The organism is Thermomonospora curvata DSM 43183, assembly GCF_000024385.1.
GTDB lineage: Bacteria > Actinomycetota > Actinomycetes > Streptosporangiales > Streptosporangiaceae > Thermomonospora > Thermomonospora curvata.
This window is the reverse complement of sequence record NC_013510.1, coordinates 2,449,132-2,470,655: the sequence shown is the minus strand read 5'-3', so window position 1 is coordinate 2,470,655 and position 21,524 is coordinate 2,449,132. Positions and strand designations below refer to the sequence as shown.

Here is a 21,524-nt window from a genome sequence, read left to right as displayed (position 1 = left end):
GGCTTACCTCACGAAACGGACGACTGTGACGTTATCCATGGTATTGCCTGGCGGCGACCTGCTTGACCCGCCGCGACCGGGCGGCGCCGGGAGATCCGCATCACGTCGCGGGAAACAGAGCCTCCCGAAGGCCGGCACCGGTCAGGGAATCACGGGCTTGCCGTCGTTGACCAGGACGATCCAGACCTGGCCCGGCGCGAAGGTCATCGGCTCGCCGCCGGCGGTGGTGAAGGTGGTGCCCTGTGCGGGGCCGGGCCGCGACCAGCGGGCCTCATAGGACATGCCGTCGCGCAGCACCAGGGCCCGTCCGCTGCCGACGGTGTGCACGACGGGGGTGTAGGCGCCCAGGACGTCCCGGAAGCGGGAGCGGGTCGTCTTGACGTACTGGATGACGACGGTCTGCCCGCCCAGCACACCGCCCTCGGCGGCGGTGTCGGGGCGCCCGTCGTGGGTCACCAGCCACCGTTTCTCCTTGTCCGACCAGGTGAAGCCCATGCGGGCGGCGGGCCAGCGGGCGGTGTGGCTCTTGGTGGGCTTGCCGCCGGCCGGAGCGGGGCCGAAACGGAAGCCGATGTCGCGGGGCAGGTCGGCCTTGGGCGCCGCTTTCAGCAGCTTTTCGGGGTCGGCATAGAGGTTGTAGGGGATGCGCCGGTCACGGGAGCGGTAGTAGGCCGGCTCGCTGGTCTCGTGGGAGACCTCATAGAGGGGGGCGCGGCGCAGCTGGGGCTTGAACTCCGGGTGCGCCCCGGAGAAGGCGAAGGCCGGTTTCCCGTACTGGCGCAGGATCTGCAGGTCGGAGATGCGGGCGCTGCGCACCGGGCCCACTCGCTTGGGGAGCTTGGAGGAGTAGACGGCCATCAGGCGGGTCTCCCCGCCTTCGATCTGCTCGACGTAGACGATGTCGGCTTCGCGGACGCCCGACTGCGGCAGCGCCGGCCGGGTGTTTTCGATCTTGACGGCCAGAACGGGGTTGCGCAGCCCGCTGGTCCCCCCGGTGAAGGGGTGGTAAGGGGGAGCCGGCGCGGTGGTGGCGGGGGCCGCCGAGGAGGGGGACGGCTTGGGGTCGCCGCCCGAGCAGGCGGCCAGGGCCGCCCCCAGGGCACAGATCCCGAGCACGGCGGTGGCCCGGCTCATCACCAATCGCACGTTCGGCCCTTTCTCCGGTGTTCGCGGCGCGATGTGCAGAGCGTAACCGACCGGTGAGCCCTTTCCGCGCCCCAAAGAGCCCTCCGCCGGGCTTTGGGGAGGCCCGGATCCGGCCATGCGCCGCCTCCCGCAGCCGAGCCCCGTCCTCGAGGCACCGGCCACGGGCCGGGCGCGCCGGAAGCGGGCTCAGATCCGCGGGGCGGCGTCGTCGATTTCGAAGAAGTCCGGCAACGGCGCCCGGCCGGCCAGCGGGATCAGCCGGACCAGCAGTTTGCGGCGGGCCAGCCGGGCGGCGGCGACGGCGTCGTTGTAAAAGCGCCGGGCGTAGATGACCTTCTGGGCGGCGGCGTCCAGCTCGTCCAGCAGCGCCGTGCCCTCCTCCCCGGAGCCGCCCTGGGCGGCCAGCAAGGTGGCGCGGAAGTCGGGCTGGCCGACCACCGCCCGCAGGGCGCGCGACAGGTCGCTTTCGGCGAACTCGCGGCCTTCGGCGTCGGCGGTGCGCGCCCGGTGGGCGGCGGTGGCCAGCACCAGGCTGGTGGCCGGGTCCAGCAGCCGGGAGGCGGCCAGCTCCAAGGCCACGGCCGAGCGGCGCACCAGCGCGGCGTCCAGTGCCGCGCGGGCGGTCTCCACCCGCACATGCAGCCGGTCCAGCCTGGTGGCCCGCCAGGAGACGTACATGCCGACCAGGACCAGGAACGCCACGCCCAGCAGGACGTCCAGCAGCCAGGAAGGCGGCATCAGGCGGTGACTCCGGACTCGACGACGCTCATGCCGTCCACCGCGACGGTCTCATAGACGCGTACCACTTCGCGGGCCACGGTGGACCAGTCGTAGGCGCGCACGGCGGCACGGGCCTCGGCCGACAGCTGCTTGCGGCGCGCCGGGTCGTCCAGCAGCTCGGCGGCGGCCGCGGCCAGCGCCTCATGGTCGCCGACCGGGAACAGCACGCCGGCCTTGCCGTCCAGCAGCACCCGGCGGAAGGCCTCGATGTCGCTGGCGATGATGGGGGCGCCGGCGGACATGGCCTCGGCCAGCACGATGCCGAAGCTCTCCCCGCCCAGGTTGGGGGCGACGAACACGTCCACCGAGTGGTAGGCGCGGATCTTGTCCTCTTCGCTGACCATGCCCAGCAGCACCACCCGGTCGCGCAGGTCGGCGGGGACCTCCTTGGCGATCATGTCGTCGGCGTCGCCGGGGCCGGCCACCAGCAGCCGGAGCTTGGGACGCTGCCGGCCCAAGATGGCGAAGGCCTTCAGCAGCACCTGCAGCCCCTTGCGGGGCTCGTCGATGCGGCCCAGGAAGCCGAGGGTGCCGCCGCCGGGGCGGGGCTGGGCGCCGTCGCCGCGGCCGGGCCAGCCCGGCAGCGGGTCGGCCATGGCGTAGCGTTCGGTGGCCACCCCGTTGGGGATCAGCACCGCATCGCCCCCCAGGTGCTCCACCAGCGTCTTGCGGGCGGCCTCCGACACCGCGATCCGCCCGGTGATCTTCTCCAGGGCGCTCTGCAGGATCGGCGCGGTCACCGAGACCACCCGGGACTTTTCATAGGAGGCGTGGAAGGTGCCCACGATGGGGCCGTCGGCGGCCCAGCAGGCCAGGATGCCCAGCGAGGGGGCGGCCGGTTCGTGGACGTGCAGCACATCGAAGCCGCCCTCGCGGATCCAGCGCCGCACCCGGCTGGCCGACAGGAACCCGAACGCCAGGCGGGCCACCGACCCGTTGTAGGGGACCGGCACCGCGCGTCCGGCGCCCACCACGTAGTGGGGCAGGGGGGCGTCGTCGTCGGCGGGGGCGAGCACGGAGACCTGGTGGCCGGCGGCGATGAGGGCCTCGGCCAGGTCCCGGATGTGCTGCTGCACCCCGCCGGGGACGTTCCAGGTGTAGGGGCAGACGATGCCGATCTTCACGCCAGGTCCTCCACCCAGATCTTCTGGAGCATGTGCCAGTCCTCGGGGTGCTGGGCGATGCCTTCTTGGAAGACCAGGGCGAGGCTCTGGGTCATCGCGCGGACCTTGTCCTTGCGGGAGCCGGCGTCCGGCACGGGGATCTCCTCATGGACCTTCGCGGCCCAGCGGGGACCGTCGTACCAGAGCGTGACGGGATAAAGCGGGGTCCCGGTCTGCAGCGCCAGGGCGGCCGGGCCGCCGGGCATGCGGGCGGGTTTGCCGAAGAAGTCCACCTCCACCCCGCCGGAGGTCAGGTCGCGGTCGGCGACCAGGCAGACCAGCCGTCCGGCGCGCAGCCGGCGGGCCAGGGTGCCGAACACGGTGGCGCCGTTGCCGCCGCCCAGCGGCAGCACCTCAAAGCCCAGGCTCTGCCGGAAGGCGACGAACCGGTCGAACAGCGACTGCGGCCGCAGCCGTTCGGCGACGGTGGTGATCGGGTAGCCCTGGAGCCCGACCCAGGCGCCTGCCTGCTCGTAGTTGCCCATGTGCGGCAGGGCCAGCACGGCGCCGCGGCCGGAGTCGAGGGTGGCGAACAGCTTCTCGTGGCCGCTGACGCGCATGTCGCCCAGGATGCGCTCGCGGCTGATCTCCGGCAGCCGGAAGACCTCCAGCCAGTACCGCATGTAGGAGCGCAGCGCCCGCTTGCTGAGGATGCGGACCTCGTCGTCGACGGCGTCCTTGCCCAGCACCCGGCACAGGTTCTTCTCCAGTTGCCGCACTCCCTTGCCGTGCCGCTGCCAGGTCTGGTCGGCCAGCGCGGCGAACAGCAGCCGCGCGCTTCGCTCGGGCATCTTGCGCACCACCCGCCAGCCCAGTGCGTAGGCGGCGTCGGTGGCCTCCTCCCGCAGGCGCGCGGTGGCGGAAAGGGTCATGGATGCGGCTCCGGGACGCGAGAGCCGGCCTCGGGAGAGGCCCCTGAAGACGGGGCCAGGGCCTGGCGGCGGACGGCGGCCAGACGCTGGCCGACGGTGAACGTGGCCAGCACGGCCAGCACCCACAGGGCGACGGCCAGCGCATAGGGGACGCCCAGCCCGTCCAGCCCGGCCGCCACCAGCACGATGATCAGCCGTTCGGAGCGCTCGGCGATCCCGACGTTGCAGGTGTAGCCCAGCCCTTCGGCGCGGGCCTTGGCGTAAGAGACCACCACTCCGGCCACCAGGCAGTACAGCGCCACGAAGGCCAGCGAACGCTCACCGCGGTCGATCAGGCCGATCATCAGCCCGGAGAAGATGGCCGCGTCGGCGACCCGGTCGCAGGTGGAGTCCAGGAAGGCACCCCACTTGCTGATCTTGCCGGTGACCCGGGCGACCGCCCCGTCCAGCATGTCGAACAGCACGAACGCGGTGATCACCACTGTCCCCCAGAAGAACTCGCCACGGGGGAACAGACCGAGCGCGCCGGCCACCGTGCCGACCGTGCCGATAACGGTGATCACGTTGGGTGAGGCTCCGGTGCGCGCCACGGCCTGGCCGATCGGGGTCAGCACCCGCCCCAGCGCGGGCCGCAGTTTGTTGAGCATCGCCGTCCGATTCACCTGCCGTCTGTCAAGGGGGCTTCCCGGTCATGACGCCGGGGTCGCCCATCGTAGTGGCTGATCTACCGGGAGGCTTGTCGGACGGGTGGGACGACGATCTTCCCGGCCGGCTCTCCTCTCCGGCAATTCTCATTAGCTCATACAAGAGTGCTGCATCCGGTCATGCCCCTTGTCTTCGGCGCCGAGTCGGGAAATTGTGGTGCAACGGGTGTGACGCCGGTCACCCCCAGGCGCCGCACTCGGCAGCGGCCCGATCCGGCCGGACCGGGCCGGTATCCACGCGGGCCTTCCGGGGAAGGCTCGCCGCGTGAGGGAGGATGCCATGGCGGAAAAGACCGGTCACCCCGGAGCCGCGGGCAGGGCCCCGGAGGCCGCCCGGCCCGGTGAGATCCGTAACGTGGTGCTGGTCGGCCATTCCGGGGCCGGCAAGACCACGCTCGTCGAGGCGCTGCTCGCTGCGACCGGTACGATCCAGCGGCCCGGTCGCATCGAGGACGGCTCGACGGTCAGCGACCACGACGAGGTCGAGATACGCCAGCGCCGCTCGGTCAATCTCACGCTGACGCCGCTGGTGCACGAGGGCATCAAGGTCAACCTGCTGGACACCCCCGGCTACCCCGACTTCGTGGGGGATCTGCGGGCCGGGCTGCGGGCCGCCGACGCGGCGCTGTTCGTGGTGTCGGCGGTGGACGGCGTCGACGGCCTGACCCGGATGCTGTGGGAGGAGTGCGGCGCCGTCGGCATGCCCCGGGCGGTGGTGATCACCAAGATCGACCAGCAGCGGGGCGACTACGACGAGGTGGTCGCGGCCTGCCAGGAGGCCTTCGGTGACGGGGTGATGCCCTGTTACTTCCCGGTCGGCGACCGGCTGTATGGGCTGCTGTCGCGGACCTGTTTCGACTACGCCTCGGGCAGGCGGGTGGAGTGCGAGGTGGACCCCGCCTACGCCGACCGCATCGAAGAGCAGCGGGCGAGCCTGATCGAAGGGATCATCACCGAAAGCGAGGACGAGGGTCTGATGGACCGCTACCTCGCCGGCGAGGAGATCGACCCCGAGACGCTGATCACGGACCTGAAGAAGGCGGTCGCCCGCGGCAGCTTCCACCCGGTGCTGGCCACCTCGGTGCCGCACGGCGACCGTCCCGGGCCGGTCATCGGCATGACCGAGCTGCTGGAGGTCATCACCCGGGCGTTCCCGTCCCCCCTGGAGCACGGCCTGCCGCCGGTGACCACGGTGGACGGCAAACCGGTCGAGGGGCTGGAGTGCGACCCGGACGGCCCGCTGGTGGCCGAGGTGGTCAAGACCACCTCCGACCCGTACGTGGGGCGGATCTCGCTGGTGCGGGTGTTCTCCGGCACGCTGCGCCCGGACACCGTGGTGCACGTCTCCGGGCACGGCCTGGCCGACCGCGGTCACGCCGACCACGATGTGGACGAGCGCATCGGCGCCCTGTCGTCCCCGCTGGGCAAGACCCAGCGCCCGATCGGGGCGTGCATCGCCGGGGACATCTGCACGATCGCCAAGCTGTCGCAGGCCGAGACCGGCGACACCATCTCCGCCAAGGACGCCCCGATGCTGATGACGCCCTGGCAGATGCCCGACCCCCTGCTGCCGGTGGCGATCCAGGCCAAGTCCAAGGCCGATGAGGACAAGCTCAGCCAGGCCCTCGGCCGGCTGGTCGCCGAGGACCCCACGCTGCGGCTGGAGAACAACGCCGAGACCCGCCAGCTGGTGCTGTGGTGCATGGGCGAGGCGCACGCCGACGTCTTGCTGGACCGGCTGGCCTCCCGGTACGGGGTCGCGGTGGAGACCGTGGAGCTGCGGGTGCCGCTGCGGGAGACCTTCGGCGGCAAGGCCAAGGGCATGGGCCGGCACGTCAAGCAGAGCGGCGGGCACGGCCAGTACGGCATCTGCCACATCGAGGTCGAGCCGCTGGGCTCGGGAGCGGGTTTTGAGTTCGTCGACAAGATCGTCGGCGGGGTGATCCCGCGGCAGTTCATCCCGTCGGTGGAAAAGGGCGTCAAGGCCCAGATGAGCCGGGGCGTGCTGGCCGGCTACCCGGTGGTGGACATCCGGGTGACGCTGTATGACGGCAAGGCCCACTCGGTGGACTCCTCCGACGTGGCCTTCCAGACCGCCGGGGCGCTGGCCCTCAAGGACGCCGCGAGCAGGGCCCCGATCCTGCTGCTGGAGCCGGTGGACGAGGTGGAGGTGCTGATCCCCGACGAGTATGTGGGCGCGGTGATGTCGGACCTGTCGGCGCGGCGCGGCCGGGTGCTGGGCAGCGAGTCGGTGCCGGGCGGCCGGACGCTGGTCAAGGCGGAGATCCCGCAGCTGGAGATCATCCGCTACGCCATCGACCTGCGGTCGATGACGCAGGGCACCGGCACCTTCCGCCGCTCCTTCCTGCGGTATGAGCCGCTGCCGTCGCACCTGGCCGACAAGGTGACCGCCGACAAGCTGGCCGCCGTCGCCAGGTAGCGCCCGGCCGGGCGGCCCGGCGGGAAGCGGGCCGCCCGGCGCCGCGGGCCCGGCTGAGCCTTCGTCCCCACGGCGCCGAAGTCCCGGCTCACTCGTGCGGCCAGGCCTCGACCAGCAGCTGCCGGGTCTCGCGCAGCAGCTGCGGCAGCACCTTGGTGCGGCCGATCACCGGCATGAAGTTGGTGTCGCCGCCCCAGCGCGGCACGATGTGCTGGTGCAGGTGCGCGGCGATGCCGGCGCCGGCCACCAGGCCGAGGTTGAGCCCGACGTTGAAGCCCTGGGCCCCGCTGGCCTTGCGCAGCGCCAGCAGCGCCCGCTTGGTGAAGTCGGCCAGCTCCGCGGTCTCGGCGGTCTCCAGCTCGGTGTAGTCGGCGATGTGCCGGTACGGGACGACCATGAGGTGCCCGGAGTTGTAGGGGTAGAGGTTGAGAACGGCGAACACCACCTCGCCCCGGGCCACGATGAGCCCTTCTGCGTCGTCCATCTTGGGGATCTCGCAAAAAGGGCAGCCGTCATCGGGGCCGGTTCCGGTGGGCTTGCCCTCCCCCTTGATATAGGCCATCCGATGCGGGGTCCACAGCCGCTGGAAGTTGTCGGGAACCCCCACGCCCGCCTGCTCCTCCTCCACCTCGCACACCCCCTGACCAGCGGATTCGGGCGCGTCGAAGCGCGCCTTCGGCACCCGGGGCTCCCTCGGCTCTACGCTCAAGACGGCGCTCTCCTTCTGCTCGCCTGTTCAGCAGCATAGAGAGCGCCTCCCACCTGCCTGAAGCCGGGCCATGCGGCACCGGCGACTCCCCTACCGGCGGAATCACCGCTTTTCCGGCGTCATCGCGGTCATATCCGACACGATGGACGCAGCATTCCGACCTGTGGGGGATTTTCATGACCGACCTGGACAACAGCCGCGCCTCGGGCAACGGAACGGCGGAGGGCGCATCGCCCGCCGAAGGCGGCCGCCCGCCGTTCTTCCCGGCGCCGCCGGGGCGGCATGCCACACCGCCCGCGGGCGTCCCGCTGTCGGGCACGGCGGGGGCCGGCACGGTGGCGCCGACGCTGCTGCCGCCCGGACGCCACCAGCGCTCCCCCCAGGAACCCCAGCGGCCCGAGGAGGCCCGGCGAGAGAAGACGGCCGGGGGCGAGCAGGCCGCCGAGGCGCGTCCTCAGGCCGCCGCCGTGGTCAAGGGCCGGATCACGATCGAGGACGAGGTGGTCGAGAAAATCGCCGCGCTGGCCGCCGGGGAGGTGGACGGCGTGGCCGCGCTGAGCGAACGCGCCCAGGCGGTGCGGGTGCACCGGGGTGAGGGCGAGATGTCGCTGGACCTGACCGTGGTGGTCGAGTACGGCTGCGTGATCATGGACGTCGCCAAGGCGGTCAAGGCCAACGTGGCGCGGGTGGTCGGCCTGATGCTGGGCGCCCGGGTCTCCGCGGTCAACGTGGTGATCGACGACGTGCGCCCGCCCGCCGGGGCGCAACGCGGCCGGGCCTAGTTCAGGCGCAGGTCGCAGCTTTGCGGGATGGTCGCGCCCACCGATTTGACCTGGACCCGCTCGACCTGGTCGGGCGTGACCGTCTCGAAGACGAAGGTGTGCGGCCGGCGCGCCTGGACCTGGGTGGTCTGCTCCAGGCTGCGCAGCCCCACCAGGTGGACCACCACCTGGACGAACGCGGCGCCGCTGAACTGAACGGTCACCTCCAGGCCGGTCATGCCGTAGCGCACCGCGCCGAGCCCCCGCGGGCAGTAGTCGGGGGTGGTGCCGCCGCGCGGGGCCAGTGGGTCGCCCTGGCCGCCTCCGCCTCCTCCTTCGCCGCCGTCACCGCCCGGGTTCAGCGGATCTCCCTGGCCGAGGGGGTCCCCCTGGGGAGTGGTGCTCCGGGCGGGGGGCCGCTGCGGGTCGGCGGCGGACGGCCCGGTGGTGAAGCCCGGCGACCCGAGGGGCTGCGGAGCGGCGTTCTGCGAGGGGCCGGCGGAGCGGGCGCCCGCTGCGGCCCCGGCGTCGCCGCCCTGGCCGAGCAGCGGCAGCAACAGCACCGCGACGGCGGCCAGCACCAGCAGCACCGAGCCGCCGTAGCCGAGGAAGCGCAGCCACCCGGCGCCGTGCCGGGCGGCCGGTCTCCTGGTCTTCATCGCTGCTGTCCCTGGTCGTGACGGTCGATGGCGGCCCGCCGGGCTGTGCGGCCGCGCCCGGTGGGCGTGGCCGCACAGCCCGGGCCGTCAGATCTGGATGCGCTCTTCGACGGCCCGGACGATCTCTTCGACCGCCTCCGGGATCGGCACGCCGTTCTTCTGCTCGCCGCTGCGGTAGCGGAAGGAGACCGCGTCCTTGGAGACGTCGTCGTCGCCGGCCAGCAGCATGTAGGGGATCTTGGCCTTCTGGGCGTTGCGGATCTTCTTTTGCATCCGGTCGTCGGAGGCGTCCACCTCGGCCCGGATCCCGCGGGCGCGCAGCTGGGCCACCACCTTCTCCAGGTGCGGCACGTGGGAGGCCCCGATGGGGATGCCGACCACCTGCACCGGAGCCAGCCACGGCGGCAGCGCCCCGGCGTAGTGCTCCAGCAGGATGGCGAAGAACCGCTCCACCGAGCCGAACAGCGCCCGGTGGATCATGTAGGGCCGCTGCCGGGTGCCGTCGGCGGCCTGGAACTCCAGGTCGAAGCGCTGCGGCAGCTGCAGGTCCACCTGCAGGGTGGACAGCTGCCAGCGGCGGCCGATGGCGTCCCGGATGTGCACGTCGATCTTGGGGGCGTAGAAGGCGCCCTCGCCCTCGGCGATGACGTAGGGCAGGCCGGCCTCCTGGAGGGCGTGCTCCAGCGCGGCCTGGGCCTTCTCCCAGTCGGCGATCTCACCGACGTACTTTTCCGGGCGGGTGGCCAGCTCGGCCTCGAACTCGGTCAGCCCGTAGTCGCGCAGCAGCCCCACCACGAACTTCAGCAGGCTGGCCAGCTCCTCGGCGAGCTGGTCGGGGGCGACGAAGATGTGCGCGTCGTCCTGGGTGAAGCCGCGGGCCCGGGTCAACCCGTGCAGCACCCCGGACTTTTCGTACCGGTAGACGGTGCCCAGCTCGAACATCCGCAGCGGCAGCTCCCGGTACGACCTGCCCCGCGCCTTGAAGATCATGATGTGCATGGGGCAGTTCATCGGCTTGGGGTAGTAGGTCGCCCCGTCCAGCTCCATGGGCGGGTACATGCCCTCGGCGTACCAGTCCAGGTGCCCGGAGGTCTCGAACAGGGTGGACTTGCTCAGGTGCGGGGTGACGACGAACTCGTAGCCGGCCTCCAGGTGCCGCTTGCGGGAGTAGTCCTCCATCACCTTGCGGACGATGCCGCCCTTGGGGTGCCAGACGGCCAGGCCGCCGCCGATCGCGCTGGGGAAGGAGAACAGGTCCAGCTCGACCCCGAGCTTGCGGTGGTCGCGCTTTTCGGCCTCCTCCAGCATCTTCAGGTACGCATCCTGGCGCTCGCGCGACTCCCAGGCGGTGCCGTAGATGCGCTGCAGCTGCGGGTTCTTCTCGCTGCCGCGCCAGTAGGCGCCGCCGGAGCGCATCAGCTTGAAGGCCGGGATGTGCCGGGTGGTCGGCAGGTGCGGGCCGCGGCACAGGTCCTTCCAGCACACCTCGCCGGTCTTGGCGTCCAGGTTGTCGTAGATGGTCAGCTGCCCGGCGCCGACCTCCACGCTGGAGCCGTCGTCGGCCGAGGCGCCGCCCTTGAGGTCGATCAGCTCCAGCTTGTAGGGCTCGTCGGCCAGCTCGGCGCGGGCCTGCTCGTCGGAGACCGGGCGGCGGGAGAACCGCTGGCCCTGCTTGATGATCTCGCGCATCCGCTTCTCGATGCGCTTGAGGTCTTCGGGGGTGAACGGCCTGGCGACGTCGAAGTCGTAGTAGAAGCCGTTCTCCACCGGCGGGCCGATGCCCAGTTTGGCCTCGGGGAACAGCTCCTGGACCGCCTGGGCCATCACGTGCGCGGTGGAGTGCCGCAAGATGGCGCGCCCGTCTTCGGTGTCGATCGCCACCGGCTCGACCTCGTCCCCGTCACGGACCTCATAGTCCAGGTCGCGCAGCTCGCCGTTGACGCGGGCGGCGATGACGGTCTTGCCGTCGGCTTCCAGCGCCTGGCCCGCGGTGGTGCCGGCCGCCACCATCCGCTCGTCGCCGTCGAGGGTGATGCGCAGCTTCGACACGGTGGACACGGGTACTCCTTGGTCGGACGGGTTCGGGTTGCCGGCGTTAGATGCTATCGAGCCGCCGCCGTTACCGGGGTCGACCGGCTTCATGATCGATTTCCTTTCGGCTGGCGGGAGCGGCCCAGGGGAAACGCAAGGCCCCGGGATCGCTCCCGGGGCCTGCAGATGGCTCGCTGGTCAGCGCATGCGCGGGTGCCGCCGGGAGGTGCCCGGCGTCGTCGTCGGCCGATGCATGCGCGCCATAGGGCCATGGTAGCGGGTCACGCGTGCCGGGCGGTGCGATCTTCGGGAACCCCGTACAGCTGGTCCATGTCCTCCAGCTCGCGTCCCTTGGTCTCGCGGACGGCCTTGTAGACGAACAGGAAGGCCACGCCCGCCGACAGGGTGTAGAAGCCGTAGGCGAAGCCCAGGCCGAGGGCGGCCATGGCCGGGAAGGTCATGGTGATCAGCCAGTTGGCGATCCACTGGGCGGCGGCGGCCACCGCCAGCGCGGCGGCCCGGATGAAGTTGTTGAACATCTCCCCCAGCAGCACCCACACCACCGGGCCCCAGGTGGCGCCGAAGGAGAACACATACAGGTTGGCGGCGATCAGCGCGATGGGGCCGGCCGTCGGTCCCAGCACCGGCTCGCCGTCCACCAGCGGCGCGGTGGCGAACGCCACGGTCAGCGTCGCCAGGGTGAGCGTCATCCCGGCGGCGCCGGCCAGCAGCAGCCGGCGGCGGCCGATCCGGTCGATCAGGGCGATGGCCACCAGGGTGGTGACGATGTTGGTGATCGAGGTGATCACCGAGGTGAGCATGGCGTCGCTCTCACTGAAACCGACAGCCTGCCACAAAGAGGACGAGTAGTAGAAAATTACGTTAATGCCGACAAACTGCTGAAATACCGACAGCAGGATGCCCACCCACACGATCGGCAGCAGGCCCAGCCGCGGGCCGCGCAGGTCGCGCACCCGGACGGGGCGGTCCTCGCGCAGCGTGCGGGCGATGTCGCGGACCTTGGCGTCCACGTCGGTCCCGGCCCCCAGCACCCGGGCCAGCACCCGCCGGGCCCGTGCCTCCTGGTGCCGTTTGACCAGGAAGCGCGGGGACTCGGGGATGCTCATCGCGATCGCCCCGTAGATCACCGCCGGCACCACGGCGCTGGCGAACATCCACCGCCAGGCGGTGCCGCCCAGCGGGAACTCCCCGGAGGCGCCGCCGGCGGAGACGCGGGCGATGAAGTAGTCGGCCAGCAGCGCCGTGAAGATCCCGGTGACGATCGCCAGCTGCTGCAGCGAGCCCAGCCGCCCCCGCAGGCGGGCGGGGGCGATCTCGGCGATGTAGGCGGGGGCGATCACCGAGGCGGCGCCGATGGCCAGCCCGCCCACCAGGCGCCACAGCGTCAGGTCGACGGCGGAGAAGGCCAGCGCCGAGCCCAGCGCGCTGAGCACGAACAGCAGGGCGGCCAGCAGCATCACCCGCACCCGGCCGATCCGGTCGGCCAGCTCCCCGGCGAACCAGGCGCCGGCCGCGCAGCCCAGCAGCGCCGAGGCCACCACCAGCCCGACGACGAACGAGCCCAGCCCGAACTCGGCGCGCAGCGCCTCGACCGTCCCGTTGATCACCGAAGTGTCGTAGCCGAACAGGAACCCGCCCACCGCCGCCGCTCCCGCGATCATGGTGGCCGTGGCGGTGGCGTGTGACGGCGGTTCCTGCGCGGCCGGTTCGCCTTCGGTGCCCATGCCCCGCCACTCCCCTTTTCGGGGCGTGTTATGCCAGGTCGCGGACGTTTTCCGGGCGGCGCGGGGGCGGATCGGCGCGCTGCGGGGGGACCCGGAGGGCGAGCGCTAGGAGAACACTTCGGCCGGATCGTCGGGCGGCGACTGCGCCTGGATGGCGGTGATGGCCACCGCGTTGACGATGTCCTGGACGGTGGCGCGCGGCGGCAGGGTGTTGACCGGCCGGCGCAGACCCTGCAGCACCGGCCCGATCACCGTGGCCCCGGCGGCGCGGTGCTCCTGGACCAGGGCGTCGCCGATGTCCAGGTCCGGCACGATGTAGACGGTGCTCCCCTCGCCGATCGCCTCCTCGTGGGTGAGCGGGCCGTCGACCTGCAGCTCCGGCAGGCGGGAGCGGACCAGGGAGGTGGCGGCGCGGGCCTGCTCGCCGCCGCCGCGGGTGCCGGCCGGGTGGGACAGCAGCGCCAGGCGCGGCTCGATGCCGAAGCGGCGGGCGGTGGCGGCGGCCGACAGCGCGATGCCGGTCAGCCGCGCGGCGTCCGGCTCGGGCACCACCAGGCAGTCCCCGTACAGCAGCACCCGGTCCGGCAGGCACACGAAATGCACGCTGGAGACGATCTTGGCGTCGGGGGCGGTCTTGACGATCTCCAGCGCCGGGCGGACGGTGTGCGCGGGGGTGTGCACGGCGCCGGAGACCATGCCGTCGGCCAGCCCCAGGTGCACCATGAGCGCCCCGAAGTACTGCACGTCGGTGACCAGGTCGCGGGCCAGCCGGTGGGTGACGCCGCGGTGCGCCCGCAGCCGGGCGTACTCGGCGGCGAACCGCTCGCGCAGCCTGCGGTCGAAGGGGCTGACGACCTTGGCGGCCGACACGTCCAGCCCCAGCTCGGCCGCCTCGGTGCGGATGGCCTCCTCATCGCCCAGCAGCGTCAGGTCGGCCACGCCGCGGCGCAGCAGGATGTCGGCGGCGCGCAGCACGCGCGAGTCGGAGCCCTCGGGCAGCACGATGCGGCGCCGGTCGGCGCGGGCCCGCTCCAGCAGGGAGTACTCGAACATCAAGGGGGTGGTGCACCGGCTGCGGCGCACCCCCAGCCGCTCGGCCAGCGCGGCGCCGTCGACGTGCTCGGCGAACAGCCCCAGCGCCGTTTCGATCTTGCCGTGCGCATCGGGGGTGAAGCGGCGGCCGGTGGCGGCCGACAGCCGGGTGGCGGTCTCGAAGGTGTCGCCCTCGGTGATGATCACCGGCAGCCGCACCGACATGCCGTCCAGCAGCCGGGCCACCGACTCCGGCAGCTCCATGCCGCCGGTCATGATGATCCCCGACAGCGCGGGGAAGGTGGGGGCGGCGTGCGCGGCCATCAGGCCCGGCAGCAATGCGGCGGCCCGGTCGGAGGCGATGAGCACGGCCACGCCCTCGGTGAGCCGGTTGAGGATGTTGGGCAGCGACATCGCCCCCACCATCAGGCCGGAGACCTCCCGGCCGAGCTGGTGCTCCTCCCCCAGGATCAGGTAGCCCTCGCAGGCCTCCATCAGCCCGCTGACCGTGGGCGCCGCCAGGCGGGGCACCTCGGGCAGCGCGTAGACGGGCGGGCCGTCGGGGCGGCGGGCGGCGCGCAGCACCTCCTCCCGCCGCTTGGGGTCGACCCGGGTGATCGCCACGGCCAGCACCGCGGCCCGCTCCCCCTCGGCCTCCTTGACCGCCAGGGCGGCGGCCTCGGCGGCCTGCTGGGGGGTGCGCCCCAGCCCGTTGACCACCAGCAGCACCGGCAGGCCCAGCCGGGCGGCCATGGCCGCGTCGAATCCCTGGCGGGCGGAAACGCCGACGTCGGTGTGGTCGGTGCCGACGACGACCACGCCCTCGCACCGCTCGGCCAGCCGCCGGTAGCGGGCGGCTATCTCGGCGACGGCGGCGTCGGGGTCGGCGGCCAGCTCCTCGTAGGTGACCCCGACGCAGTCGGCGTACCGGCAGCCCAGCTTGAACCGGGCCCGCAGCGTCTCCACCAGGTCGTCGCGGTCGCCCGCACGGACCACCGGGCGGAAGACGCCGACCGTGCCGACCTGCCGGCACAGCAGTTCGGTCAGGCCGAGGGCGAGCGTGGCCTTCAGGCTGGCGGCGTCACCGGCCGCGACGTAGACCCCACACGTCATAGGGCGATCGTCCCAGAATCGGGGGGAAAGCTCCCTATCCCCGCAACGACAACTCACAGACGACCGGGCCCGGGGAGGTCCCCGATGCCCGGATCGTCCGCCGCCAGGGTACGCGCTGGAAGTGGTCCTCCTCACATAAAGGTGCTCAACTCGGGAACGCCGGCCGCCTGGTCATCGCCGGAGCGCTAGCGAGAGGGGTCCAGTACGAGCTTGCCGGTGGTGCGGCGGGCCCGCAGGTCCTCGTGGGCCTTGCGGGCCTGGCTCAGCGGGTACTCGCCGCCGGCGATCACCTGCAGCCGGCCCGCGGCGGCCAGCGCATACAGCTCCTCCAGGGCGGTGCGCGCCAGATCGCCGGACTGGCGGAAGACGTGCGCCAGCCACATGCCCGCGACGGTGGTCGAGTGCGCCATCAGCGCCTCGGGCCGGACGGGCGAGGGCGGTTTGCGCGAGGCCATGCCGTAGAAGGCCAGCCGCCCGAACGGGGCCAGGGCCCGCAGGCTCTGGTCGGTGACCGGGCCGCCGGTCATCTCCAGCACCGCATCGACGCGCCTGCCTTCGTTGGCCTCGATGAGGGCGGCGGTCAGGTCCTCGGCCGCCGGGTCCACGGCCGCGTCGGCGCCCAGCCGCAGGGCCAGCTCCCGCTTGGCGGGCGAGGAGGCGGTGGCGATGACGCGCCCGGCGCCCCAGATCTTGGCCAGCTGCACGGCCAGGGAGCCGACGCCGCCGGCGGCGGCGTGCACGACCACGCTCTCCCCCGCTTCCATGCGGACGCTGCGGCGCAGCAGCACCCACGCGGAGACGCCCTGCACAAGCAGGCCGAGCGCGGTGACGTCGTCGACCTCTTCGGGCACGTCCCAGACCATGTGCTCGGGGGCGACGGCCTTCTCGGCGTACCCGCCGGAACTGGCCATGGCGACGACGCGGCGGCCGTCGGGGGTGCGTCCCACCACCTCGCCGCCGGGCACCATGGGCAGCGCGGCGGGGCTGAGGTAGCTGTTTTCGGCCTGGTGGGTGTCGGCGTAGTTGACCCCGGCGCGGGAGACCTCGATGAGCACCTCTCCGGGGCCGGGCACGGGGTCGGGCAGCTCCACGAGGCGCAGCACCTCGGGGCCGCCGAACTCGGTGATCTGGATGGCGCGCATGTTCCTCCTCGGGTTCCCTCGTGTTCCGTCCCACCGGTCAGCGAGGGCCGGGCACGCGGCGGAACTGGAACGGCTCAGAAGGACGGCCCGGCACCACGTACCAGGCCTGGCCGGCGCCGCGCGCCTCCAGGAGCCTCATGAACGCCGTCACCACATCGGCCACGTCCAGGACCGGCAGACCGAGCTTGTCCAGCTCGTCCTTCATTCCCTCGATGATGGGGGTGTCGGCGAACGACGGGCACAGCGCGTTGATCCGGATGCCCTCGGGCTCGTGGTTGGGGCCCAGCCCGCGCACCAGCCCGACCACCGCGGCCTTGTTGGCGCCGTAGACGGGGTCGAAGGGGGTGGCGGTCAGCGCGGCCATGCTGGCGGTGGCGACGATGTCCCCGCCGCCGCGGGCCCGCAGCGCCGGCAGCGCCGCCACGATGCCGTAGACCACGCCGTCGAGGTTGACGGCCATGGCCCGCCGGTAGGCCTCCAGGTCGAAGTCGCCGCCCAGGCCGCAGCGGGAGGCCACCCCGGCGTTGAGGAAGGCGATGTCCAGCCCGCCGAAGGTCTCCACGGCGGTGGCCACGGCGGCGTTGTTGTCGGCGGGTTCGCGCACGTCGCAGCGCACGAACTTGCAGCCCAGCTCCTCGGCCAGCGCGTTGCCGGCCTCGACGTTGACGTCGGAGATCAGCACCTGGGCGCCCTCTTCGACCAGGCGGCGGGCGACGGCGGCGCCGATGCCGCTGGCCCCTCCGGTGATCCAGGCGACTTTCCCGGAGTAGTTCCCGGAGTAGTTCCCGCCGTTGCTGCCCGAGCGGCTCGCGGCGTCCATCCGAACCTCCAAGCGACCTCGACCCTCAAGGTGACTGACTAGTCAGTTACTATAGCCGCATGGATTTCGGTTTGAGCCCCCGGGCCGAGGAGTACCTGGCCCGGCTGCAGGAGTTCATGGATTCCCACGTCTACCCGGCCGAACCGGTCTATGAGACCCAGCGGGCCGAGCTGATCGCCGCGGGGAAGGAGAACGTCGTTCCCCCGGTGGTCGAGGAACTCAAGGCCGAGGCGCGCAAGCGCGGATTGTGGAACCTGTTCCTGCCCGACTGCCAGGAGCCGGCGCACGGGCTGACGGTCACCGACTACGCCTCACTGGCGGAGGTCACCGGGCGCTCCCCGCACCTGGCCCCCGAGGCCACCAACTGCGCCGCGCCCGACACCGGCAACATGGAGGTGCTGCACATGTTCGGCACCCCCGAGCAGAAGGAGCGCTGGCTGCGCCCCCTGATGGAGGGCCAGATCCGCAGCGCGTTCGCGATGACCGAGCCGGACGTGGCCTCCTCCGACGCCCGGAACATCTCCACCCGGATCGAGCGGGACGGCGACCACTACGTCATCAACGGCCGCAAATGGTGGATCACCGGCGTGGCCGACCCGCGCTGCAAGATAATGATCGTCATGGGCAAGACCGACCCGCAGGGGCATCCCTATCGGCAGCAGTCGATGGTGCTGGTGCCGATGGACACCCCCGGGGTGGAGGTGATCCGGCCGCTGCCGGTGTTCGGCTACTACGACCAGCACGGGCACTGCGAGATCACCTTCACCGACGTGCGGGTCCCGGTCGAGAACCTGATCGGCAACGAGGGCGACGGCTTCATGATCGCCCAGGCCCGGCTGGGTCCCGGCCGCATCCACCACTGCATGCGCGCCCTCGGCGCCGCCGAGCGCGCCCTGGAGCTGATGTGCCAGCGGGCCGTCTCCCGGGTGGCCTTCGGCAAGACGCTGGCCGAGCAGGGCGTGGTGCAGCAGCAGATCGCCGAGTCCCGGATGGCGATCGAGCAGGCCCGGCTGCTGACCCTCAAGACCGCCTGGATGATCGACAAGTACGGGGTCAAGGCCGCCCGCAGCGAGGTCGCCGCGATCAAGGTGGTGGTGCCCCGGGTGGCGCTGCAGGTGGTGGACCGCGCCATCCAGGTGCACGGCGGCGCCGGCGTCAGCGACGACACCCCGCTGGCCCGCATGTACGCCTCGCTGCGCACCCTGCGGATCGCCGACGGGCCCGACGATGTGCACATCCGTTCCGTCGCCCGCGCCGAGCTGGGTAAGTACGTGAGCAAATGACCGATACCACGGGGGGGACCGGCCTGCGGCAGCGGATGCCGTACGCCCGCCGCCGCGAGCAGCTGCTCGCGGCGGCGCTCGGCGAGTTCGGGCGGCGCGGCTACCACCTGACCCAGATGGAGCACGTGGCCTCGGCGGCGGGGGTGTCCAAGGCCCTGCTCTACCAGCACTTCGCCTCCAAGGAAGAGCTGTTCGCCGAGGTCGCCGCCGCCATCGTGACGGAGCTGACCGGGCGGCTGCGCTCGGCGGTGCGGCCCGGGCGGTCCTCGGTGGACAACATCCGGGCGATGGTGCGGGCGTTGTTCGACTACGCCACCGAGGACCCGGCGGCCTGGGCGCTGGTCATCCGGCATCTGGACAAGCCGGAGGTGGGCGATGACCTGCGGGACATGCGCGAGCGGCTGGGCGAGGAGTTCGCCGGGCTGCTGCTGCGCCGCCGCCGCGCCGACCCGACGCTGACCCCCGCCCAGCTGGCCGTCAACGAGCGCCGCGCCCGGCTGCTGGTGCCGCTGATGTACGGGGCGATGCTGTCGATGGTGTCGTGGTGGCTGGAGCACCGCGACACCCCGCGGGACAAGGCCGAGACCATGGCGGTGGAGTTCATCTGGCTGGGGCTGGACCGCCTGCGTTCCGGCGAGCGCATCCGTTTCGAGGACTGAAAAGCCCGCCCGGGGAACGGCGGGTCGCCGAAGCTCCTTCAGCGTCCCCGGACGGGTCCCCTCGTCCCCCGGCCCTCCCCGACGAGGGCGCGCAGGGCGTCGCGGTCCAGCTTGTGGGAGCGCCCGGCGCGGGGAAGGCCGGGCAGCACCTCGATCCGGTCCGGCAGCGCCGCGGCGTCGATCACCTCCGGCAGGGCGCGGCGCAGCCGGGAGCGCAGCGCGGCGGGCGGCACGTCGCCGTCCGGCACCACCGCGAGCACGACCTCCTCATCGCCGGTCACCGGATCGGCCAGCCCCACCATGGCGGCCTCGGCGACGCCGGGCAGCGCGGCGATGGCCGGTTCATACAGCCCCGGGTAGATGTTGGCCGAGCCGCGGATCAGCATGTCCTTCTTGCGGCCGATCAGGATCAGGCGGCCCCGGTCGTCCAGGCGGGCCAGGTCGCCGGTCTCCAGCCACTCCAGCGGCGGCTCGCCCAGGTAGCCCAGGCAGGTGTTGGGGCCGCGCAGCAGCAGTTCGTCATCGGCGGCGATCTTGGCCTCCACCCCGGGCAGGGGCGCGCCCAGCAGGTCCCCCCCACTGCCGGAGTCCCAGTGGGCGAATTTCTCGGCGGCGTCGGCGATGGCCACCGGCAGCATCTCGGTCAGCGCGTAGACCGACAGCACCTCGGTGCGCCCGCCGGCCGCCGCCACCGCGCGCCGCAGCACCGCCGGGGGGACGGGCGCCGAGCCCAGCAGCAGGTACCGCAGGCAGCCGGGCAGCCGGTCGCCGGACTCCTCCAGCATCTGCGCCAGGTGCACCGGGACGCAGAAGGCGTGGGTGACGCCGCGCCGCGCCACCTCGGCCAAAAAGCCGTCCACCGGGTCGCGGGCAGCGGGGATCGACCAGCGGGCACCGGCGATGAGCGCGGGCAGCCCCAGCATGAACCCCGCGTCGTGCACCACGTCGCCGGGTCCGAGGGGGAAGCGGTCGCGGCACAGCCGCAGCCCGGCCGCCAGCGAGGCCGCCGAGTGCACCACGCCGCGCGGGGCGTCGGTGGTCCCGGAGGTGAACACCACCACCGCCGGGGCGTGCGGGTCGCGCTCGCCGGCCGTCTCGGGGGCGGGGCCGCGCATCAGCTCGGCGAAGTCCAGCGCCCCGGCGGGCACGCCCGGCAGCCACGGGCCGACGCGGACGTGGCGCAGGGCGGGGTCGGTGACGCCGGGCAGCAGCAGTCCCGCCCGGCGGGCCGGGCCGCGCAGGACGCGCAGGCGGTTGAGGCTGTAGAGGGCGGATTCGGCGATGACCCAGCGGGGCCGGGCGCTCCGCAGCCGGGCGGCGAACATCTGCGGGCCCGCCCCCGGATCGACGATCACCAGGGTGCCGCCGGCGGCCACCACCGACAGCGCGATGATCACGGTTGCGGCCGAGTGCCGCACGCCCAGCAGCACCCGGTCGCCGGGCCGCAGTCCGGCCCGCCGCAGGCCGTGCGTCACCGCCAGGACCCGATGCCGCAGCTCCCCGTAGGTCATCTGGCGGTCGCCGGGGCCGTGCACCAGCGCCACCGCCCCGGGGGTGCGTTCGGCCTGCGCCAGCACCCGTCCCACCAGGTCGGCCTCGTCGACGCGGCGGGGCCTGCGCGGCGGGCCGGCCGGAGGGCGGCGCGGCCGGGGCCGGGGCAGGCGGACGTCCACCTCCTTGGCCATCTCCTTGTCCCGGCGGCCGGGACGGGCGTACCAGGCCAGGGTGCCGCGCAGCCCGTAGGCGCGGGCGCGGCGCATCGACCAGTACACCCACACGTCCCGGCGCCGCCCGTAGGCGGTGGTCACCTTGCGGACGCGGTTGACCAGTTCGCGGTCGTCGTGCACCTCCTCGATGGGGGCGCGGGGGAAGCCGCCGCACCGCTCATACAGCTCGGCGGTGATGCCCAGCGTGCAGGCCGGGCTCATCACGTACGGCCCCAGATAGTCCGGGCCCTGGTTACCGGGGCGGATCCGGCCGAAGGCGGCGGCCAGCGGCTGCAGCACCGGCAGCAGCCAGCGTTCCTTCCAGTTCAGCGGGAACTCGTCGGTGCGCGGGCGCAGCCGGCCGGCCACCAGTTCCAGCCCTTCGTCGAAGGCCCGCATGATCGCGGCCGTCCAGTGCGGCGGCGGCAGGCAGTCGGCGTCGGTGCGGGCCAGGTGGGTGGCGCCGCGGGCGATGGCGTGCCGCATGCCGGTGTCGGCGGCCGCGCCGGTGCCCTTTTGGGATTCGTGCAGCAGCTCCAGGTTCAGCTCCGGGTGCGCGGCGGCGTAGGCCCGCACCACTTCGGCGGTGTCGTCGGTGCTGGCGTTGTCGACCACGACCACCCCGGCGGGGGGCAGGCACTGGGCCGACAGCGCCCGCAGCGTCGCGGTGATGCCCGCCCCCTCGTTGTAGGCGGGCACGACGACCCACAGCGACTCCTTCCCGGCTCCGTTGCGCCGTGGCGGGTTCGCGCTCATCGG

Annotated in this window: 17 protein-coding genes; 4 read left to right on the top strand and 13 right to left on the bottom strand. The window is 72.6% G+C overall.

The annotated features are described in order from the left end of the window. Nucleotides 1-141: 141 nt before the first annotated feature. The 5 genes from TCUR_RS10410 to pgsA all read right to left on the bottom strand — a co-directional run bounded on the left by TCUR_RS10410 (nt 142) and on the right by pgsA (nt 4,608). Entirely contained in the window at nt 142-1,146 is a 1,005-nt protein-coding gene (locus TCUR_RS10410) for a DUF3048 domain-containing protein (protein ID WP_041439508.1), read from the bottom strand. Nucleotides 1,147-1,332: 186 nt separating this feature from the next. Next, nucleotides 1,333-1,884: a hypothetical protein gene (locus TCUR_RS10405; protein WP_012852453.1), complete on the bottom strand. Its 552-nt coding sequence runs from the start codon at nt 1,882-1,884 to the stop codon at nt 1,333-1,335. Continuing rightward, the gene (locus TCUR_RS10400; RefSeq protein ID WP_012852452.1) at nt 1,884-3,050 is read right to left on the bottom strand and encodes a glycosyltransferase family 4 protein; all 1,167 of its coding nucleotides are present in this window, start codon (nt 3,048-3,050) and stop codon (nt 1,884-1,886) included. Before TCUR_RS10400 ends, TCUR_RS10405 begins: the two co-directional genes overlap by 1 nt. Beyond that, complete coding sequence (locus TCUR_RS10395; RefSeq protein ID WP_012852451.1) at nt 3,047-3,961, bottom strand: phosphatidylinositol mannoside acyltransferase; 915 nt, start codon at nt 3,959-3,961, stop codon at nt 3,047-3,049. The genes TCUR_RS10400 and TCUR_RS10395 overlap by 4 nt, the downstream gene beginning before the upstream one ends. After that, nucleotides 3,958-4,608, bottom strand: a complete 651-nt coding sequence (gene pgsA / locus TCUR_RS10390; RefSeq protein WP_012852450.1) for a phosphatidylinositol phosphate synthase — start codon at nt 4,606-4,608, stop codon at nt 3,958-3,960. The genes TCUR_RS10395 and pgsA overlap by 4 nt, the downstream gene beginning before the upstream one ends. 337 nt (nt 4,609-4,945) lie before the next feature. Between pgsA and TCUR_RS10385 the strand changes: the two genes are divergently transcribed. After that, nucleotides 4,946-7,105, top strand: coding sequence for an elongation factor G-like protein EF-G2 (locus TCUR_RS10385; protein WP_012852449.1), 2,160 nt, complete (start codon nt 4,946-4,948; stop codon nt 7,103-7,105). 88 nt (nt 7,106-7,193) lie between these two features. Here TCUR_RS10385 and TCUR_RS10380 read toward each other — a convergent pair whose 3' ends face one another. Next, nucleotides 7,194-7,742 carry an HIT family protein gene (locus TCUR_RS10380; protein WP_041441499.1) on the bottom strand — a complete coding sequence of 183 codons (549 nt, stop codon included), beginning with the start codon at nt 7,740-7,742 and terminating at the stop codon, nt 7,194-7,196. Between the two features lie 248 nt (nt 7,743-7,990). Between TCUR_RS10380 and TCUR_RS24905 the strand changes: the two genes are divergently transcribed. After that, the gene (locus TCUR_RS24905; RefSeq protein ID WP_012852447.1) at nt 7,991-8,596 is read left to right on the top strand and encodes an Asp23/Gls24 family envelope stress response protein; all 606 of its coding nucleotides are present in this window, start codon (nt 7,991-7,993) and stop codon (nt 8,594-8,596) included. Here the strand turns inward: TCUR_RS24905 and TCUR_RS24900 are convergent. From TCUR_RS24900 to TCUR_RS10345, 6 genes are all read right to left on the bottom strand, one after another. Continuing rightward, a complete protein-coding gene (locus tag TCUR_RS24900; protein WP_012852446.1) occupies nt 8,593-9,234 on the bottom strand; it encodes a hypothetical protein in 642 nt (213 codons plus the stop codon). The two genes, TCUR_RS24905 and TCUR_RS24900, sit on opposite strands and share 4 nt — an antisense overlap. Nucleotides 9,235-9,321: 87 nt before the next feature. After that, entirely contained in the window at nt 9,322-11,292 is a 1,971-nt protein-coding gene (thrS, locus tag TCUR_RS10365; protein ID WP_041439505.1) for a threonine--tRNA ligase, read from the bottom strand. A gap of 254 nt (nt 11,293-11,546) precedes the next feature. After that, nucleotides 11,547-13,010, bottom strand: a complete 1,464-nt coding sequence (locus TCUR_RS10360) for a sugar porter family MFS transporter (RefSeq protein WP_012852444.1) — start codon at nt 13,008-13,010, stop codon at nt 11,547-11,549. 105 nt (nt 13,011-13,115) lie between these two features. Then, nucleotides 13,116-15,155, bottom strand: a complete 2,040-nt coding sequence (gene pta, locus TCUR_RS10355; protein ID WP_012852443.1) for a phosphate acetyltransferase — start codon at nt 15,153-15,155, stop codon at nt 13,116-13,118. A 185-nt stretch (nt 15,156-15,340) separates the two neighbouring features. After that, a complete protein-coding gene (locus tag TCUR_RS10350) occupies nt 15,341-16,297 on the bottom strand; it encodes a quinone oxidoreductase family protein (protein ID WP_012852442.1) in 957 nt (318 codons plus the stop codon). Between the two features lie 37 nt (nt 16,298-16,334). Then, a complete protein-coding gene (locus TCUR_RS10345) occupies nt 16,335-17,117 on the bottom strand; it encodes an SDR family oxidoreductase (RefSeq protein WP_012852441.1) in 783 nt (260 codons plus the stop codon). Nucleotides 17,118-17,176: 59 nt separating this feature from the next. Between TCUR_RS10345 and TCUR_RS10340 the strand changes: the two genes are divergently transcribed. Further along, the gene (locus TCUR_RS10340; protein WP_012852440.1) at nt 17,177-18,400 is read left to right on the top strand and encodes an acyl-CoA dehydrogenase family protein; all 1,224 of its coding nucleotides are present in this window, start codon (nt 17,177-17,179) and stop codon (nt 18,398-18,400) included. After that, on the top strand, nt 18,397-19,059 hold the full coding sequence (locus TCUR_RS10335) for a TetR/AcrR family transcriptional regulator (RefSeq protein ID WP_012852439.1): 663 nt from the start codon (nt 18,397-18,399) through the stop codon (nt 19,057-19,059). Before TCUR_RS10340 ends, TCUR_RS10335 begins: the two co-directional genes overlap by 4 nt. A 38-nt stretch (nt 19,060-19,097) precedes the next feature. Here TCUR_RS10335 and TCUR_RS10330 read toward each other — a convergent pair whose 3' ends face one another. Then, complete coding sequence (locus TCUR_RS10330) at nt 19,098-21,521, bottom strand: AMP-binding protein (RefSeq protein ID WP_012852438.1); 2,424 nt, start codon at nt 21,519-21,521, stop codon at nt 19,098-19,100. Between the last annotated feature and the right edge of the window lie 3 nt (nt 21,522-21,524).

Excerpts from the sequence above, each read along its gene's own strand:
- pgsA (WP_012852450.1), bottom strand. The coding sequence starts at position 4,608 with ATGCTCAACAAACTGCGGCCCGCGCTGGGGCGGGTGCTGACCCCGATC.
- pta (WP_012852443.1), bottom strand. The coding sequence starts at position 15,155 with ATGACGTGTGGGGTCTACGTCGCGGCCGGTGACGCCGCCAGCCTGAAG.
- TCUR_RS24905 (WP_012852447.1), top strand. The coding sequence starts at position 7,991 with ATGACCGACCTGGACAACAGCCGCGCCTCGGGCAACGGAACGGCGGAG.
- TCUR_RS24900 (WP_012852446.1), bottom strand. The coding sequence starts at position 9,234 with ATGAAGACCAGGAGACCGGCCGCCCGGCACGGCGCCGGGTGGCTGCGC.
- TCUR_RS10340 (WP_012852440.1), top strand. The coding sequence starts at position 17,177 with ATGGATTTCGGTTTGAGCCCCCGGGCCGAGGAGTACCTGGCCCGGCTG.
- TCUR_RS10360 (WP_012852444.1), bottom strand. The coding sequence starts at position 13,010 with ATGGGCACCGAAGGCGAACCGGCCGCGCAGGAACCGCCGTCACACGCC.
- TCUR_RS10350 (WP_012852442.1), bottom strand. The coding sequence starts at position 16,297 with ATGCGCGCCATCCAGATCACCGAGTTCGGCGGCCCCGAGGTGCTGCGC.
- TCUR_RS10330 (WP_012852438.1), bottom strand. The coding sequence starts at position 21,521 with ATGAGCGCGAACCCGCCACGGCGCAACGGAGCCGGGAAGGAGTCGCTG.
- TCUR_RS10385 (WP_012852449.1), top strand. The coding sequence starts at position 4,946 with ATGGCGGAAAAGACCGGTCACCCCGGAGCCGCGGGCAGGGCCCCGGAG.
- TCUR_RS10405 (WP_012852453.1), bottom strand. The coding sequence starts at position 1,884 with ATGCCGCCTTCCTGGCTGCTGGACGTCCTGCTGGGCGTGGCGTTCCTG.
- TCUR_RS10395 (WP_012852451.1), bottom strand. The coding sequence starts at position 3,961 with ATGACCCTTTCCGCCACCGCGCGCCTGCGGGAGGAGGCCACCGACGCC.
- TCUR_RS10335 (WP_012852439.1), top strand. The coding sequence starts at position 18,397 with ATGACCGATACCACGGGGGGGACCGGCCTGCGGCAGCGGATGCCGTAC.
- TCUR_RS10345 (WP_012852441.1), bottom strand. The coding sequence starts at position 17,117 with ATGGACGCCGCGAGCCGCTCGGGCAGCAACGGCGGGAACTACTCCGGG.